The sequence below is a fragment of the Parabacteroides sp. AF27-14 genome (assembly GCF_003635425.1).
Taxonomy (GTDB): Bacteria; Bacteroidota; Bacteroidia; order Bacteroidales; family Tannerellaceae; genus Parabacteroides; species Parabacteroides distasonis.
Window position 1 is genome coordinate 22927 of the sequence record NZ_QTLZ01000021.1, and the last position, 16144, is coordinate 39070.

At 45.7% G+C, this 16144-nt stretch carries 14 protein-coding genes, 1 tRNA gene and 1 pseudogene; 5 read left to right on the top strand and 11 right to left on the bottom strand.

All coding sequences use genetic code 11. The annotated features are described in order from the left end of the window. Nucleotides 1-113 precede the first annotated feature (113 nt). The 5 genes and pseudogenes from uxaC to dusB all read right to left on the bottom strand — a co-directional run bounded on the left by uxaC (nt 114) and on the right by dusB (nt 4848). Complete coding sequence (uxaC, locus tag DWY79_RS17665; protein ID WP_122369947.1) at nt 114-1517, bottom strand: glucuronate isomerase; 1404 nt, start codon at nt 1515-1517, stop codon at nt 114-116. Further along, nucleotides 1514-2188 (bottom strand): bifunctional 4-hydroxy-2-oxoglutarate aldolase/2-dehydro-3-deoxy-phosphogluconate aldolase, encoded by a 675-nt coding sequence (locus DWY79_RS17670; RefSeq protein ID WP_005863437.1) that lies wholly within the window; start codon nt 2186-2188, stop codon nt 1514-1516. Before DWY79_RS17670 ends, uxaC begins: the two co-directional genes overlap by 4 nt. Before the next feature lie 36 nt (nt 2189-2224). Next, nucleotides 2225-3268 (bottom strand): sugar kinase, encoded by a 1044-nt coding sequence (locus DWY79_RS17675; RefSeq protein ID WP_048927014.1) that lies wholly within the window; start codon nt 3266-3268, stop codon nt 2225-2227. An 88-nt stretch (nt 3269-3356) separates the two neighbouring features. Then, a pseudogene (locus DWY79_RS17680) lies at nt 3357-3512 on the bottom strand (AAA family ATPase); the annotation flags it as partial. A gap of 346 nt (nt 3513-3858) precedes the next feature. Then, on the bottom strand, nt 3859-4848 hold the full coding sequence (dusB, locus tag DWY79_RS17685) for a tRNA dihydrouridine synthase DusB (RefSeq protein ID WP_122369949.1): 990 nt from the start codon (nt 4846-4848) through the stop codon (nt 3859-3861). A gap of 279 nt (nt 4849-5127) precedes the next feature. Between dusB and DWY79_RS17695 the strand changes: the two genes are divergently transcribed. The 3 genes from DWY79_RS17695 to dprA are packed head-to-tail and all read left to right on the top strand — an operon-like array spanning nt 5128 to nt 7919. Further along, nucleotides 5128-6387: a peptidase U32 family protein gene (locus tag DWY79_RS17695; protein ID WP_172986694.1), complete on the top strand. Its 1260-nt coding sequence runs from the start codon at nt 5128-5130 to the stop codon at nt 6385-6387. Continuing rightward, nucleotides 6387-6800 carry a thioesterase family protein gene (locus tag DWY79_RS17700; protein ID WP_005860009.1) on the top strand — a complete coding sequence of 138 codons (414 nt, stop codon included), beginning with the start codon at nt 6387-6389 and terminating at the stop codon, nt 6798-6800. Before DWY79_RS17695 ends, DWY79_RS17700 begins: the two co-directional genes overlap by 1 nt. Then, on the top strand, nt 6801-7919 hold the full coding sequence (gene dprA / locus DWY79_RS17705; protein WP_122297302.1) for a DNA-processing protein DprA: 1119 nt from the start codon (nt 6801-6803) through the stop codon (nt 7917-7919). Between the two features lie 328 nt (nt 7920-8247). Here dprA and DWY79_RS17710 read toward each other — a convergent pair. The 6 genes from DWY79_RS17710 to DWY79_RS17735 all read right to left on the bottom strand — a co-directional run bounded on the left by DWY79_RS17710 (nt 8248) and on the right by DWY79_RS17735 (nt 13760). Next, nucleotides 8248-8329: transfer RNA gene (locus DWY79_RS17710), tRNA-Leu, on the bottom strand. Nucleotides 8330-8401: 72 nt separating this feature from the next. Next, on the bottom strand, nt 8402-9418 hold the full coding sequence (locus DWY79_RS17715) for a S41 family peptidase (protein ID WP_122268020.1): 1017 nt from the start codon (nt 9416-9418) through the stop codon (nt 8402-8404). A gap of 11 nt (nt 9419-9429) precedes the next feature. After that, nucleotides 9430-10299, bottom strand: a complete 870-nt coding sequence (locus tag DWY79_RS17720; RefSeq protein ID WP_122297303.1) for a DUF3316 domain-containing protein — start codon at nt 10297-10299, stop codon at nt 9430-9432. 3 nt (nt 10300-10302) lie between these two features. Then, nucleotides 10303-13038, bottom strand: a complete 2736-nt coding sequence (locus DWY79_RS17725) for a DNA gyrase/topoisomerase IV subunit A (protein WP_009016618.1) — start codon at nt 13036-13038, stop codon at nt 10303-10305. A gap of 67 nt (nt 13039-13105) precedes the next feature. Further along, nucleotides 13106-13483: a DUF86 domain-containing protein gene (locus tag DWY79_RS17730; RefSeq protein WP_048927020.1), complete on the bottom strand. Its 378-nt coding sequence runs from the start codon at nt 13481-13483 to the stop codon at nt 13106-13108. Further along, nucleotides 13467-13760: a nucleotidyltransferase family protein gene (locus tag DWY79_RS17735; protein WP_048927214.1), complete on the bottom strand. Its 294-nt coding sequence runs from the start codon at nt 13758-13760 to the stop codon at nt 13467-13469. Before DWY79_RS17735 ends, DWY79_RS17730 begins: the two co-directional genes overlap by 17 nt. A gap of 157 nt (nt 13761-13917) precedes the next feature. Between DWY79_RS17735 and DWY79_RS17740 the strand changes: the two genes are divergently transcribed. Next, nucleotides 13918-14685, top strand: a complete 768-nt coding sequence (locus DWY79_RS17740; RefSeq protein WP_044545853.1) for a porin family protein — start codon at nt 13918-13920, stop codon at nt 14683-14685. A gap of 121 nt (nt 14686-14806) precedes the next feature. Next, nucleotides 14807-15607 carry a hypothetical protein gene (locus DWY79_RS23110; protein WP_233523663.1) on the top strand — a complete coding sequence of 267 codons (801 nt, stop codon included), beginning with the start codon at nt 14807-14809 and terminating at the stop codon, nt 15605-15607. Nucleotides 15608-16144 lie beyond the last annotated feature (537 nt).

The following is a 16144-nucleotide window of genomic DNA, read 5'->3' on the forward strand; positions in this document are numbered from 1 at the left end:
CTTATGAAGTGTTTGTGAATAAAATGTTGCAAAGCTGTTGCAGCCTTACTGCAACGCACGTGCAGTGTTACTGCGACAGGCGTGCAGTAACATTGCAATGCGGGTTGCAGTAATCAGAAATCAAAGTATCGTTTAGCGTTGTTGTAACTGATGTCCTCCACCATCTGTCCAATGAAGGAAAACTCGGAGGCGGGCAATAAGCCTTTCTCTATCTCATTGCCTAGCATATTACAAAGGATCCGGCGGAAATACTCATGACGGGGATATGACAGGAAGCTACGGGAATCTGTCAGCATACCGACGAAACGGCTTAAAAGCCCGAGGCTGGAAAGCGCATTTAATTGATCTTCCATGCCTTTGATCTGATCGAGGAACCACCAAGCCGCTCCATATTGCATCTTCCCGGGTACACTGCCGTCGTTGAAATTGTAGGCATTGGCTACCATCAACTCAGTGTCGCGGGGATTCAGGTTGTAAACGATCGTTTTCGCTAACAGCCCTTCTTGATCTAAACGGCTGAAAAAGCGGTTCATGGAAACAGCTACCGGCTGATCATCGATAGCGTCGAAACCTGTGTCTGCTCCTAATAACTTGAACATCCGTTTGTTATTATTCCGATTTGCGCCGATATGGAATTGTTGTACCCATCCACTCCGGGCATCCATCACCGCCAATTCGTATAGCAATGCCGAACGGTATTTGCGAACTTCCTGCTCCGTGAGCGATTTACCCATACGAGCCTTGAGGAAGATCACCTCAATCTCCTGCTCGGTATAAGGTTCGGCATAGAAAGTATCCAACCCGTGGTCCGATAACCGGCACCCTTGGGCGGCGAAGAAATCATGTCGTTTTTGTAAAGCCTCCAATAAATGCTTGTAGGTGAGGATGGTCTTATCGGCGGCGGCCTCCAGCTTGGACAAATAGTCATTTAGCGCCTTGATATTATCGATAGCGAGTACCTTGTCCGGTCGCCATGCCGGATATACACGAGTGTGGCATCCGTTTGAACGTATTTTTTGATGGTATTTCAAGGAATCTATAGGATCGTCGGTCGTACAAACGATCTCTACGTTCATCCGTTTCATGATGGCTTGCGCACGATACTCGGGGGTACGTAGTTTATCCGTACAAGTTGTGTAGATTTCCTTGGCGGAAGCCGGATTCAAGACTTTATGGATTCCGAATATACGGCTAAGCTCCAGATGCGTCCAATGATAAAGCGGATTTCGCATCGTGTAAGGCATCGTCTCGGCCCATTTAAGGAATTTCTCGTAAGAGGGCTTATCTCCGGTGATATATTCCTCGGGAATACCATTCGCTCTCATCGCCCGCCATTTGTAATGGTCTCCGCCCAGCCATATCTCCGTAAGATCCTCGAATTGGTGATTCTCCGCTATTTGCCGGGGATCCAGATGGCAATGGTAATCAATGATGGGCATCTTCGCCGCATACTCGTGATATAACTCACGGGCCGTGTCGGTCTGGAGCAAGAAATCTTGATCTAAAAAGCTTTTCATACTTGACGATACTTTTGAATGATAGATAAGGCGTTGCGGCATAAATCGGTAATGGATTGCCAATCGTTTCCCGCTATCGCTTCTTTGGGGAAGAGTTTGGACCCCATTCCTACGCAGGTCACGCCGGCCTTGAACCAAGCGGATAGATTCTCCTCTGTCGGCTCCACGGCACCGGTAGCCATGATTAGGGTCCATGGCATGGGCGCCTTTATGTTCTTGACAAATGAGGGACCTCCTACATTTCCGGCGGGGAATATCTTGCAAAGGTCGCAACCTGTTTCTTGGGCAAAGCCGATCTCGGATACGGAACCGCAGCCGGGCGTATAAGGGATGAGGCGACGGTTACATATCTTCGCTATCTCCGGGTTAAACAGCGGACCGACTACGAAGTTTGCCCCTAGCTGTATGAATAAGGCGGCTGTGGCCGGGTCTACGATAGAACCTACGCCCAATACTAATTCCGGACATTCCTTGGCGGCGTATTTTACCAGCTCGCCAAATACCTCGTGGGCGAAATCTCCCCGGTTAGTAAACTCGAAGGCTCTGACGCCTCCCTCGTAACAGGCTTTTACAACTTGTTTTGCGATCTCTACCTCTTTATTATAATAGACGGGCACCATTCCGGTTTGGATGATAGCCTGTAATGTTTGTATTTTATTGAATCGAGCCATATTGGGAATTAAAAATTGAAAATTGAGAATTGAAAATTAGCGGGAGACACGGCCGGAGGTGTCGCCGGACATGAGTTTTTCTACTTCCTCTACGGTTACTTGGTTGAAGTCTCCGTAGATCGTGTGTTTCAGGCAGGAAGCCGCTACTGCGAAGTCCAAGGCTTTCTGGTCGTCACCGGGGTAGGAGAGCAAACCGTAAATAAGACCTCCCATAAAAGAATCGCCTCCACCTACACGATCTACGATATGGGTGATGTCATACCGGCGGGATTCGTACAACCGGTTGTCGGCGTATAGCACTCCGCCCCATGTGTTATGATTGGCATTGATGGAGCCTCTTAGCGTGATGATAACTTTCCGGGCACGTGGGAAGTGAGCCATTAATTGGGTACATACCGACTGGAAAGAAGCGGCGTGTACCTCGCCTTCCGTGGCGGCGGCGTCGAAACCTTCGGGCTTGATACCGAAGACTTTCTCGGCATCTTCCTCGTTTCCTAGGATGATATCGCATCCGGCTACTAGTTCCGGCATGACCTCATGGGCTGTCTTACCGTATTTCCAGAGATTTTTCCGGTAGTTGAGGTCGCAGGATACCGTGATGCCCAATCGGTTTGCCGCCTGTATCGCTTCCAAGCATACGTTGGCGGCACCTTCGGATATGGCTGGCGTGATACCTGTCCAGTGAAACCAAGAGGCATCTTTGAATACCTCGTCCCAATCGATCATCCCCGGTTGGATCTCGGCGATGGAAGAATGAACCCGATCATATACCACCTTGCTGGCACGAGCGACCGCTCCGGTCTCCAGAAAATAAATGCCTAACCGTTCCCCTCCGTAAATGATCTTGGATGTTCCGATACCCTGTTTGCGTAATTCCATAACGCAGGCACGGGCGATGTCATTTTTGGGTAAACGGGTTACAAACTCAGTCTCTATGCCATAGTTGGCGAGTGAGGCGGCGACATTCGCTTCCCCTCCGCCAAAAGTAGCGTTGAACTGATTGGCTTGGCAAAAGCGTAAATAGTCCGGAGTAGCCAGCCTAAGCATGATCTCTCCGAAAGTTATGACTTTCTTACTCATGGTGGTATAGTATTATGTTTTTCGCAAATGTAAGGGTTTATTTCGAATAATGTATAGCGTGTGTGCGAAAACATAGGCTTTTTTATTCCACCTCCCGGACAAAACGCCCGATTTCGAAAGGAGTCTTAGGGGCGCTAACACTGGTGTAGAAAGGAAGCAGGTATTTGACAAAGCCTTCTTCTACCTCTAAATTGGGAAATCCTAGTTTATAGATACCAAAGCGAGAATCATAATCCTTGATCGAATCTTCTCGAAGTTCTGTATACCGATGGGATAAATAGTCTGGTTCATAGTGCCAAATATTTAATGTGACCTATTGACAAAGATACGATAAGTTTCTTGATTTAGGATATAGAGTCCGGAAAAACAAAAAAGCCGCTAGTCCCAATATGGATGCGGCTTTTTTTGCTCCTCAATGAAACAATCTCACGATTCCCCCCTTGCAAAGACTTGTTAACCTTAGATCTAAAATACTATGAAAAAAACTCGATGCAAATATAAAGGGTTTTATAATATGCGTCAATAGTATTTGTAACATTTTATTGTAAAAATATCGCAAATAGGTTTCAATTTGATATATATCAAGCTTGTTATTCTGAAATTCCGTACTTTTTAGGAATATTATTCATAATTTCGAATAATTCGCTAACAGTCTCCGCACGTAGCATGGCGATCCGTGTTTGCTTGAAATCGGTAATACCTTTGAAGAGCGGAGTAGCTGCCAGATGACGACGAATATGTAAGATTCCCCTACGTTCGTCCAATCGTTCCACGCTTTGCTCCACTTGTTTTTTTAGGATATCCAGATACCAAGAGAAAGGCTCTTGCGGCAATAATTCCCCGGTCGTAAGATAGTGTTTTACCTCCCGGAAGATCCAAGGGCGGCCTATGCTAGCCCTACCGATCATTACGGCGTCTACGCCATAGTCCTCGAAACGCTGCTTGCATATCTCGGCGGAAGTCACGTCGCCATTCCCGATGATAGGGATTTGCATGCGAGGGTTATTTTTTACGGCACCGATCAAGGTCCAATCCGCCTCGCCCGTGTACATTTGCGCCCGTGTACGTCCGTGGATGGAGAGGGCGGCGATACCGCAATCCTGTAGTTGCTCGGCCAGATCCACGATAACACGGTTGTCGGCATCCCATCCTAAACGGGTTTTCACGGTGACGGGGATGTTCACGGCTTTCACTACTTCTTTCGTGATTTCCAGCATCAACGGGATATTGCGTAGCATACCGGCCCCGGCTCCCTTGCCTGCTACTTTCTTTACGGGGCAACCAAAGTTTATGTCTAAAATATCCGGACGAGCTTCCTCGCAAATACGTGCGGCCTCTACCATCGAGGCTACGTCCTTACCGTAAATCTGGATAGCGACCGGACGCTCATCATCGGAGACATTTAGTTTTTGCTGTGTTTTGTTCACACTGCGGATCAACGCGTCGCTCGATACGAACTCCGTATATACCATGTCCGCCCCGAAGCTTTTGCACATCAAACGAAACGAGATATCCGTCACGTCCTCCATAGGCGCCAAGAATACCGGACGCTCCCCTAAATCTATTGAACCAATCTTCATACCTTCTGTTTGCTAACTAAATAGAGATTACAAAAGTACTTCTTTTTGGGGAATAATTTTTACATCTCGTAAGATGATCGGTGGATGGAACAGGCGTTTTTAATAATCCGGATCATTTATGATATATTGATAGAGCTCGGATTGCCCCGCTTTATTTAGGATCTTGTGCTTCTCCAACTGGAACTATTCTTTCATGATGGGATGGAGGGTTTGTGCTTATAAGAAATCTTCTCAAATATTATTCGTACCTTTGCTACCGTAATATTAAAATATATAACCTTGAAAGAGAAGGATTTTGAAATAATGGCGCCTGTCGGTTCCTATGAATCGTTGATGGCTGCTATACAAGGAGGGGCCGACTCCATTTATTTCGGTATCGAGGGATTGAATATGCGTTCTCGCTCGTCGAATAATTTCACGACGGAGGATTTGCGTAAGATCGTCGCTATTTGCGGGGAACATGGTATCAAGAGTTATCTCACGGTTAATACGGTTATTTATGGTGAGGATCTTCCGTTGATGAGGGAGATCATAGACGCCGCTAAGGATGCGGGTGTCTCCGCCATTATCGCCGCCGATGTGGCCGCTATGAGTTACGCGAATAGCATCGGGCAAGAGGTGCACTTATCCACGCAGTTGAATATCTCGAACGTGGAGGCGTTGAAGTTTTACGCCCGCTTCGCCGATGTGGTCGTATTGGCTCGCGAGTTGAACTTAAAGCAGGTGCATGAGATTTATCAGGAGATCGTGAAGCAGCAGATCAAAGGCCCGAAAGGGGAATTGATCCGCATAGAGATGTTCGCTCACGGGGCTTTGTGCATGGCCGTGTCCGGTAAATGCTATTTGAGTTTGCATGAGATGAACGCTTCCGCCAATCGGGGGGCTTGCATGCAAATTTGTCGTCGTGCCTATACGGTGCATGACAAGGATAGCCAGATCGAGCTGGATGTGGAGAATCAGTATATCATGTCGCCGAAAGACTTGAAGACGATTCATTTCATGAATAAGATGATGGATGCCGGCGTACGTGTGTTCAAGCTGGAGGGGCGTGCCCGCGGGCCGGAGTATGTGCGTCTCGTGACCGAATGTTATAAAGAGGCGGTCAAGGCCTATTGCGAAGGTACCTTCGATGAGGAGAAGGTAGCGGTTTGGGACGAGCGTCTACGCAGGGTCTTTAATCGCGGTTTCTGGGATGGCTACTATCTGGGACAACGATTGGGTGAATGGAGCAGTAAATATGGCTCCGGTGCTACCCGTAAGAAAGTGTACGTGGCACGGGGTATCAAATACTTCAGCGGAATCGGTGTCGCCGAGTTTGAGATGGAGTCCGGTTCCTTGAGAGTAGGCGATGAGATCTTGGTAACGGGTCCCACGACCGGAGCCGTTATGCAGACCGTCGATGAGATCCGGGTAGACCTGAAACCGGTGGAGGAGACCGTGAAAGGGGAACGCTTCTCGATAAAGATGTCCGAGAAGATCCGCCCGTCCGATCGTCTTTATAAAATGGAGAAAGTACAAATCGAAAAAGAACTACAATAATGAAGGAATATATTTTTAAACTGACAGACAAGGTTCGCGATTATGAGTGCGATTTGCAAGGCGTGGTGAATAACTCCAATTACCAGCATTATATGGAGCATACCCGGCATGAGTTTCTGGAGTCGTTGGGTGAGAACTTCGGCGCCATGCATGAGAAGGGCATCGATGCTTTTGTGGCCCGTGTGGATATCCAGTTCAAGAACTCCTTGCGGAGCGGCGATCGGTATACTTCTTGCCTGAATGTATATAAGAAAGGGGTGAAACTGGTGTTCGAGCAAGATATTTACCGGGAATCCGATGGGGCGCTGGCTACTAAAGGAGTCGTGGAATCCGTTGTCGTAGAGAATGGCAAATTAACCAGAGGAGAATATTTCGATGAGATGCTAAAGCGAATAGAATCAAAACAAGCATAAATGACAGACAAACAGATTTACCAAATTGGCCTTACTATGATTAATGGGGTGGGAGATATCCTAGCCCGCCATCTTCTGGAAGCGTTGGGAGATGCGGAGGCCGTGTTTACGGAAAAGCGCCAGTCGCTAGAGAAGATACCGGGTATCGGCGATTCGATTATCGCCGAGATTAAGCGGGCGGATGTGCTTTTACGGGCAGAGAAAGAATTGGCTTTTGCCCAAAAGAACGGTATCTCTATCTATTTCTTGAAAGATATGAATTATCCGGAACGTCTGCGGGAATGCCCAGACGCTCCGGTTTTATTTTATTTCAAGGGGAAGGCGGATTTAAACGCCGCCCATATCATCAGCGTTGTGGGTACTCGTAGGGCCTCCGCTTATGGGCAGGAAGTGACCGAGCGTTTATTGCGGGATTTGTCCGTGATTTTCCCGGATCTATTGGTCGTTAGCGGACTTGCGTATGGCATCGATATTTGCGCTCATCGGAATGCGTTGAAGAACCAATTGCCCACGGTGGGCGTATTGGCGCATGGTTTGGATCGTATCTATCCTCCCGTGCATCGCTCTACGGCGGTCGAGATGTTGGAGCGGGGAGGTTTATTGACCGACTTCCCTAGCGGGACGAATCCGGATCGGCAGAACTTTATCCGGCGAAACCGGATCGTAGCCGGTCTGGCGGATACCACGATCGTTATTGAATCGGCGGAGAAAGGAGGCTCTTTGATCACGGCGGATATCGCTTTCTCGTATGGCCGGGATGTCTATGCCTTTCCGGGTCGGGTAACGGATATCAACTCTAAGGGATGTAATGGCTTAATCCGGCAGAATAAAGGAGGCTTGATCACTTGCGCTGACGATTTAATCATGGCGATGCGTTGGGATGTCGCTCAAAAGACAGACGCGTTACCGGTCCAAACCCAATTATTGTTTCCGGAGAACGAGGAGAGCGAACGGATCTTGTCGTTCTTGGAGACGCAAAAGGAATCTCATATCAATGAATTGTCCGTAGCCTTGAATCTTCCGGTACATCAATTATCTTCTCTGCTCTTTGAGTTGGAATTGGATGGAAAGATAAAATCGATGCCGGGAAGCATCTATAAACGAATGAAACCCCTATAAATAATTAAAGCCTGTCTCACGACAAGCCCTAACCAAACTTTGTTAACCTTAAATCTAATACTATTATGAAAAAACCACAATGCAAAGATAAGCTTGTAAAGCCCCTTTGTCAAGGGTTTTGAGTATAACTTGTGTTAAACAACATGCCTGCCCGGTATAAAAAATGTTTTTGAATTTGAAACTATACAGAATAGGCACAAAATCTTCTAAAATTAACAATTTGGATGTTGTTTGTAATCCTTGATCTGCACAGTGCTTGTATATATGGAGGAGGTTTATCCATACTAAAAAATCCTTGTAAGCGAACTTACAAGGATTTCTGGATTTGTGCGGCTGAAGGGACTCGAACCCCCACGCCGTGAAGCATCAGATCCTAAGTCTGACGTGGCTACCAATTACACCACAGCCGCATTGGAATCGTGTGCAAAGGTAATGCTTTTTTATAAACTTGCAAATATTTGCGTTGTTTTTTTAGCGAAACCTTATTTCTTCTCGGTCTCGGACAAGAGGTGGGTGATCGCCGCCTCGATAATCGTATCTTTACCTTTCTCGATATCTTCTTGGGTCATAGAAACCTTATATGTAGGATCGATACCGAATTCCGTATGCTGTTTGTTTACATCCAGCATGGGAGACGCGGAGAAACGGACACCCCAGCCGTTGGGCAACTCGGAGTTGAAGGGGAAACCACTACCGCCTCCGGTGCGATCTCCCATCGTCGTTACATAAGGCATCATGCGTACTTTCTGCACGAAATCGTTGGCGGCGCTGTAGCAATGACGATTCGTTAAGACCACGACAGGACGTAACCAGCGGATACGCTCGGAAGGTGAGAGATAAAGGGGATAAGGTTCGGAAAAGTCATCGTGCCCTTTACCCGTCTTATGTTGGATATAGCCGGTCAGTATCTTTTCCTCCAAGAAACGAGAAGCGATGCGATCGGCGTTTGATAACATGCCACCGCCATTATCCCGGATATCGAAGATCAAACCTTTGCAATCCTTGAATTGATAGAATATGTGATCCAAGCCGCTTTCACCGGCCGAACTGGAAAAGCTACCGTAGTAAATATACCCGATCTGACCGTCACTCAATGTCGTGTATTTAAGTCCTCCGGCGATCGAGTAGTCCCTTCCGAGATAATTCTCTTGTATGTCTGAGTCGAAATTATCCGGATAATCGAGGTACCAATCCCAATAGCGGGACATATTGAAGGTGGATATCAAATTGGTATGCCCGTCTTTCAGCTCGTTTAGCATATCGCCTAATACGTCAAATAGGACGTATTGGTTCATCGTATCGCTTATCTGCGTCTTATAACGGTCGTGAACCTCGTTCCAATCAATGTCCTTGTATTCGAAGAAGCAGTAATTCTCATCCAATATTTTCCAAAGCGCCTCAAAGTTCTCCTGTGGGGAGGCCACGTATTCGTCCGATTTCTCACATCCGGTAAACAGGAATCCGAGAGATATACATATATATATAAGGTATCGTTTCATTTGATTTCCTTTTAATAATAAGCGCTTCTGAACCGCTGGGTATTCTTTAGGCGTTTTCCTCCGAAAGAGATGAATTCTTTCACGAGGCCGATCATAAAAGAGTGAGAGATTATATGAGACTGTATCCCATTGATATCCGTACGGTAAGAGCTGTTTAGGTAACCTGCCCGTATCGTAAAATTACAAACCGGGAAATCGACCGTGAAAAAGTTCTTCATGGCGAATTTATTATGGAAGGAATTGAATTGCACCACTCCCGAAGCATTCCCTAGGTTGAAGATCTCGTAATACGATTGCCCGTAATGGGGGGAGAATAAAACACCGGCGAAGGGGATCGTGAACTGGTAGCGCAGCGTCATAGGATATTCCTTGACGCATAACTTATAGATCGCCATGGCAGAGATGTTCAAATCGATATCCGCTTTCGCCGAGGCCGGGTTATTTCCGTTGCGGGTATTGTATATAAAACCACCCATGCCATGCACGGCACCACCCGCCAGAAGCTTTAAATCCGGCAATACCGTGGGCAAATGATAATGGTAACCCAACGTATAATCGATAAAGCCCGCGAAATCCGTAGCGGTAGAGGCAGCATTATCCGTGCTAGCCAGATCGACGCTTATGATTTGCTGTCTGGATACCCGATAGTTTGCCAGTCGGACCCTCTTCATCCGTTCATTCATTACCCGTAATCCGGGGCCTGTATATTTCTTATCTTCCATGCTGGGAGATAAATAGGTGTCCATTAGGTTGTAGCTTCCTATACCGACCATGGTTCCGCTGTTGATAGACCAAGGGATCTCGTCTCCATCGGACTGGGCCTTGGCCGGTGACGCGAGAAACAGCAGGAACAAACCAATCAAACAGGTGATAGTTTTCATAGGTTATTCGTCAAACAATTTCATCTGTCCCGTAATTTCATCGATAATATCCGTGGTACTCTGCCCGTCGTCAGTGTCGTTTCCCTCCTCATTGCCTTCGGTATCGTCTGATTCCGATGCGTTTTCGGAAGGGACGAAGCGATTCGGTTCCAGCTCATTGATTGTCTCGACCTCAAATGTAGAGATTCGTTTACCTTTGGCTTTGAAGCCTTTCACCGCGATAAATTCGTCGGCATCGAGGACGAGAGCCTCCCGGAAGGCGTCGTGGCCTCCGAAGATCACCTCGATACGAGGATAGACCTCATCCGTAAGCAACATCAAGCGGTTCTTCGGATTCTCTCCTAGGAAATTCTGCTTCCGGGTGTTTACCTCCAGCAGGAATCGTTTGATATAATAATATTTCTGATCCGCGTCGTATAATACGGCAGTCCATATCTTGCTCGGCTGGTATTTCTCGATGACCATGATATTGGACTCGTAGTGATTGCTAAGGTCAAAATTCGTGACGTAGAAATCGCCGTTCGGCAGGATCACCAATATCTGATCGTTGCTATGGAACTCGCCTAGCTCTTCTCCCCGCCCATCGTAATTTAACCGGAGTACGTCCCAGTCGAACCATACTTCCCGGCCTCCCAAGGTGGAAGAGCCTTTCTGCTTGAGGCTGATCTTGTGCACTTCCGCTTTCGTCAGGATATTACCTTGAGAACCCCGTCCCTTAATGGCTATCTCGCTGAAGTTCTTTTCGAAGACGAGTAGTTTCTGCCGGGGTTTGGGTTTCAGGATTACCTTGACGGTCTCCGCCTCTCCGTTCGGGTTTGCGCTGAAGTAAAGGACACGGGAGTTTTCCGTACCTTTGGTCAGGTCGTATTCCCGATCGCGTGTAGCGCCTGTGACGGCGAAGCGTTTGATGTAATTATATCCGAACTTACCGTCCCGGTATATGACGTTGTAAATCGTCCGGTTGTCGTTACGCTTAAATACGTTGACATATAGAATATCCTTACCGATAAAGATCTTATCCGCTACCTTGACGATCTTATAAGTACCGTTGCGATAGAAGATAATGACATCGTCTATATCCGAGCAGTTACATATGAACTCGTCCTTTTTCAGTCCCATGCCGATGAAACCTTCTTGACGGTTGATATACAATTTCTCGTTCGCCTCTACGACCTTGGTCGCCTCGATCGTGTCGAAATTGCGTATCACGGTATGGCGAGGGTAAGCCTTGCCGTATTTCTCTTTCAGCATGGTAAACCAATCGATGGTATAGTCGACGATATGTTCCAGCTTATCGTTGATCTTGGCGATTTGTTCCAAGGTCTGGGCAATGAACTCGTTACTCTTGTCGGAGTTGAACTTTAAGATACGTCCCATCTTGATCTCCATGAGTTTCAGTATATCGTCCCGGGTAACCTCACGGATAAATCGGGGCTTGAACGGCTCTAAACGAAGGTCGATATGGGATATCGCCTCGTCCATGTTCTTGGCGTTCTCGAATTCCGGGTCTTTATAAATACGTTCCTCGATAAATATCTTTTCAAGGGAGGCGAAGAACAGGGCCTCCTCTTGCTCTTGTTTCTGGATCTTGAGCTCTTCCCGTAAAAGCTCCAGCGTACGATCCGTAGAGTGGCGAAGCACATCGCTGACCGTAAGGAAATGCGGCTTGTCCTCCTTGATCACGCAACAGTTCGGGGAGATACTGATCTCACAATCCGTAAAGGCGTATAAGGCATCGATGGTCTTGTCTGAAGAGACCCCCGGAGCGAGATGCACCAAGATCTCTACATCCTTGGCGGTATTATCGTCTACCTTCTTGATCTTGATCTTTCCTTTATCGTTCGCTTTTAGGATGGACTCGATCACGGTAGAGGTTGTTTTTCCATACGGGATCTCCGAGATCACCAATGTCTTATTATCGAGCTTGCCGATTTTTGCACGGACTTTCACCGATCCACCCCGTTCTCCATCATTATATTTGGCTATGTCGATAGAGCCTCCTGTCTGGAAATCCGGGTATAACGCGAATTCCTCTCCCCGTAGATAGGCGATGGAAGCATCTAATAACTCATTGAAATTATGAGGGAGTATCTTGGAAGACAGGCCTACGGCGATACCTTCCACGCCCTGTGCCAGCAATAAAGGGAATTTTACCGGTAAGGTAACCGGTTCCTTATTACGTCCGTCGTAAGAAAGCTGCCAAAGGGTTGTCTTGGGATTGAATACGGTCTCCAAGGCAAACTTGGAAAGGCGAGCCTCTATATAACGAGGAGCGGCGGCTCCGTCTCCCGTCAGGATATTACCCCAGTTTCCTTGGCAATCGATCAACAGATCCTTTTGTCCCAATTGCACCAAGGCATCTCCGATAGAGGCGTCTCCGTGAGGGTGGAACTGCATCGTATGACCTACGATATTCGCGACCTTGTTATACCGCCCGTCATCCAACCTCCTCATGGAGTGCAGGATACGTCGTTGTACGGGTTTCAGTCCATCGTTGATATGCGGAACGGCCCGTTCCAAGATCACATAAGAAGCGTAGTCTAGGAACCAGTTTTGGTACATCCCAGACAAATGATAGGTCGTGACACGTGTATCCCCTTTCCCCGGGACTTTATAGTCGGAATGGGTATTCGCCTCTTCCTCCGTAGTCTCGTTATCTTGGGTATCACTATTTATATCCTCAATTTCCTCGTTTTCCTTATCCTCGATATAATCGTCTTCTTTATCTTCCGGTCTCATAAAATCCAGTTCTTTCTACACAACGCTATTACGCCAAATTGCTAACAGGGTGTAAATATAGCAAATTCTATTCTATTTCTTTGATAATTTGGCTGACTGTAACTAATAATGGGGGTAGTTTATCTTTAATGACATCAAAAACGATTTCGGCATCGACACCATCATAATGATGAGAGATATAATCGCGCATTCTAAAAATATTTCGCCAAGGTATTTGTGGGTATTTAGAAAATAGTGTTCCATGGGTCTTATTATCAATGGATTTTAGGTTTTCACCGATGGTCTGTATTAACATACAAGCGGCATCTAGCTTTTCCATGCCGGACTCACTCAGCAGATAGTCATTTACGGAAAAGATCGGTTTATTTCTGCGTAAGACCGTTTCAATTGTAGATTGAACTCTATGAAGGATTTGCAGTATTTCTTGGTTAAGCAAATATTCCATCGCGTCGTATATTATTCATTAACAATTCATTCAAGTTTTGTCTTAAACGTAGTAGATCGATTTTATATCCGGTCAATTTTTCCAAATCTTCTTGAATATCACATAGAATATAGAAATTAGGAGTTTCTATCTCGACACAGATATCCAAATCGCTTGATTCTGTTTGTTCTCCTCTGGCAACGGAACCAAATACTCCCAATCGCTTTATACCATATTGGGAAGACATAGTCTTTTTGTATTCTTTGAGAATACTTATGATTTCATTTAATGTTTTCATGACCATGTAATTTATTGAGTAACAAATATAGTAAAAAAATTGATATATGCTATTTTAGGTATAAGGTAACTATAAAATTAGGTGTTGGAGTAGGGGTTTTTCAGAATCTTTTGTCTTATCAATAACAATTGATATTTACATATAAAAGAATAATGATATGAAGAAGCTGATTTTATTTGTGTTATGCGCTTTGAGCGGCTTGGTGGTGAGCGCTCAATCACGCTGGGGGATTACTCCGGAGGGTGGATTTGCTGCGGTTAATCGTGTTGGAATGGGATCTAGCTGGCGTGCGGGGGTTAAGGTAGGCGTTGGTGTATCTTACCAGTTTGAACCGGGATGGATTGGATTGAAATCCGGTTTATATTATGCGAATAGAGGGTATTCGTTGGGAGATTATCCGAGAACGACGGAGTCTGCCACGTATGTCTTGAAAGAGATGATGACCGGTGGTATCACGCAACATTTTTTGCAATTGCCCGTGATGGCTGATTTCTCATGGAAAGTGTCGAAAGAGGTACGTATGCATTTAGCGGTCGGTATGTATGCCGGTGTATCTGTCAAGAATGATACGAATTGGGGATCTTCGTTTACGATGGGGTATTCGAAGGAGCCGCAGGCGCTTGGTAAATATGTCAAATCTACTGGCCTAGGGTATAGTTATGGTTATGGCCATTCGGGATATGATGAGGCTGAAAACGCCGATCATCCATTTCGAGACGTGAATTCTTTTGATTGGGGATTGACAACTTCTTTTGGTATAGAGGTGAATAACTGGGTGATGAATCTGGGATATGATCTCTCTCTAGGTGATGAGGGCGGTAACTATAAGATCGATGGCGATAATTTCTCTCTGTATGAGGTAAGAAGTGTCGGTGCCAATTACAATACGATGAGTCTGACGGTTGGGTATAAGTTCAAGCTTTAACAGCAAATCACTCATAGGATACGAATCTGACGAATATTCGGTGTCTTTTTTTAATAGATATGCAGCTTTTGAGATTGTTTGATCATCTATAACTTATAGAAACTTAAATAAATAAGATATTATGAGAATCATCAATCCGATAGGTGGGATCATCCTGCTTTTTGTCTTGCTGGGCACTCTGGGGTGTAGCGAGGACTCATTTCAAGATGAGGCTAAGCCGGTGATTTGTCCTAGTGTTGTTTATCCGGAGGGAGCTAAATTGGCACGAGTTTGGTACGGTGCGGGTATTTCCTCTCCTCAGAGTCTAGCGAAGGAATATGTGTACGATGAGTCGGGACGTATCTCCAAGGTATTACATCCATTGAATACGGAGGATGGAGAAGGATACTTGATTGGCTACGTTGAATATGTTTATGACGAGTGGGGTTTTTTGTCTAAAGAAGTTTACTTCAACAGAAACCTAGATCAGACGTATCATAATTTGTCTACGCTTCATTATAAGTATGATGAACAAGGCCGGAAAATAAAGGAGATTACTGAATATCCGGTTATTGGCAAGAGCAAGGTGACAGTCTTTTCTTATAAGAATAATCTTCTGGAACGGAAAGTTGAGTACGACGAACTCGGCCGGAAGCTTACTTATACGGACTATGAGTACGATGAGACAGGGTTGTTGACAAAAGAAACGATTCGTGATCCCGAAACGTCCGAGGTTTTCCGATATAGCGAGTACCGCAATGAGAACGGATTGAACATGGAGATCATGGTTTATGCCGACCTTCCGACAGAAAAAGAATCCATAGAGCTTCGTCGGATCACGAAGTCCTATGATCAGAATGGCAATCTGCTTCAATTAGTCTCTGAAGAATTGGCTTCTTCTAGCTCCCAGTCGAGTTTCTCGGAGTCCTATGAGTATATTTGAAGGCGTTCGTGATGACTTTATTCGATATGGAATGTCATCACGAATGTTTTTTCCTTCGTATAGGGTGCCTATTCGTCCAATCCTTGTTCGTTCGGATTTCCGGTCTTCATGAAATACCCTTATACAATAAGACCCCTTCCGTAGTTGTTCTCACTCCTTGTACTTTTCCTTCGGTAATTTGAAAATTCTTTTAGTTCTTATGGTTTTCTATATTTGCCATAAATATAACAAAAAATGCAGAGCGTAGCGTAGGGATTAAAAGCAAAAGTGGGTTTCTCTTAGAGGTAACAAAAGTTTCATACTGAGGAAACTTTAGTTTCCCTATAGAGAAACAAAAGTTTTCCGCTTATTAAACTTTTGTTTTTTAGTCTGAAAAACTACAAATAACTAGATGCTAATATTTTATATATGTTGAAAGGAGATTGGATAATGCTATATGGTGAGTGTAGAGGATCGTTGTGTTAGGTGAAGGAAAAGTGGTAAATGGCAGTAAATAGTGGTAGATAGAGCCAGATAATTGTAGATGTTTTTTATCTA

Bases quoted from the DNA above. Each gene is read 5' to 3' on its own strand.
- DWY79_RS17715 (WP_122268020.1), bottom strand. From the start codon at position 9,418: ATGAAACGATACCTTATATATATATGTATATCTCTCGGATTCCTGTTT.
- uxaC (WP_122369947.1), bottom strand. From the start codon at position 1,517: ATGAAAAGCTTTTTAGATCAAGATTTCTTGCTCCAGACCGACACGGCC.
- DWY79_RS17720 (WP_122297303.1), bottom strand. From the start codon at position 10,299: ATGAAAACTATCACCTGTTTGATTGGTTTGTTCCTGCTGTTTCTCGCG.
- DWY79_RS17675 (WP_048927014.1), bottom strand. From the start codon at position 3,268: ATGAGTAAGAAAGTCATAACTTTCGGAGAGATCATGCTTAGGCTGGCT.
- DWY79_RS17670 (WP_005863437.1), bottom strand. From the start codon at position 2,188: ATGGCTCGATTCAATAAAATACAAACATTACAGGCTATCATCCAAACC.
- dusB (WP_122369949.1), bottom strand. From the start codon at position 4,848: ATGAAGATTGGTTCAATAGATTTAGGGGAGCGTCCGGTATTCTTGGCG.
- DWY79_RS17735 (WP_048927214.1), bottom strand. From the start codon at position 13,760: ATGAAAACATTAAATGAAATCATAAGTATTCTCAAAGAATACAAAAAG.
- DWY79_RS23110 (WP_233523663.1), top strand. From the start codon at position 14,807: ATGAGAATCATCAATCCGATAGGTGGGATCATCCTGCTTTTTGTCTTG.
- DWY79_RS17725 (WP_009016618.1), bottom strand. From the start codon at position 13,038: ATGAGACCGGAAGATAAAGAAGACGATTATATCGAGGATAAGGAAAAC.
- DWY79_RS17730 (WP_048927020.1), bottom strand. From the start codon at position 13,483: ATGGAATATTTGCTTAACCAAGAAATACTGCAAATCCTTCATAGAGTT.
- DWY79_RS17740 (WP_044545853.1), top strand. From the start codon at position 13,918: ATGAAGAAGCTGATTTTATTTGTGTTATGCGCTTTGAGCGGCTTGGTG.
- dprA (WP_122297302.1), top strand. From the start codon at position 6,801: ATGACAGACAAACAGATTTACCAAATTGGCCTTACTATGATTAATGGG.
- DWY79_RS17700 (WP_005860009.1), top strand. From the start codon at position 6,387: ATGAAGGAATATATTTTTAAACTGACAGACAAGGTTCGCGATTATGAG.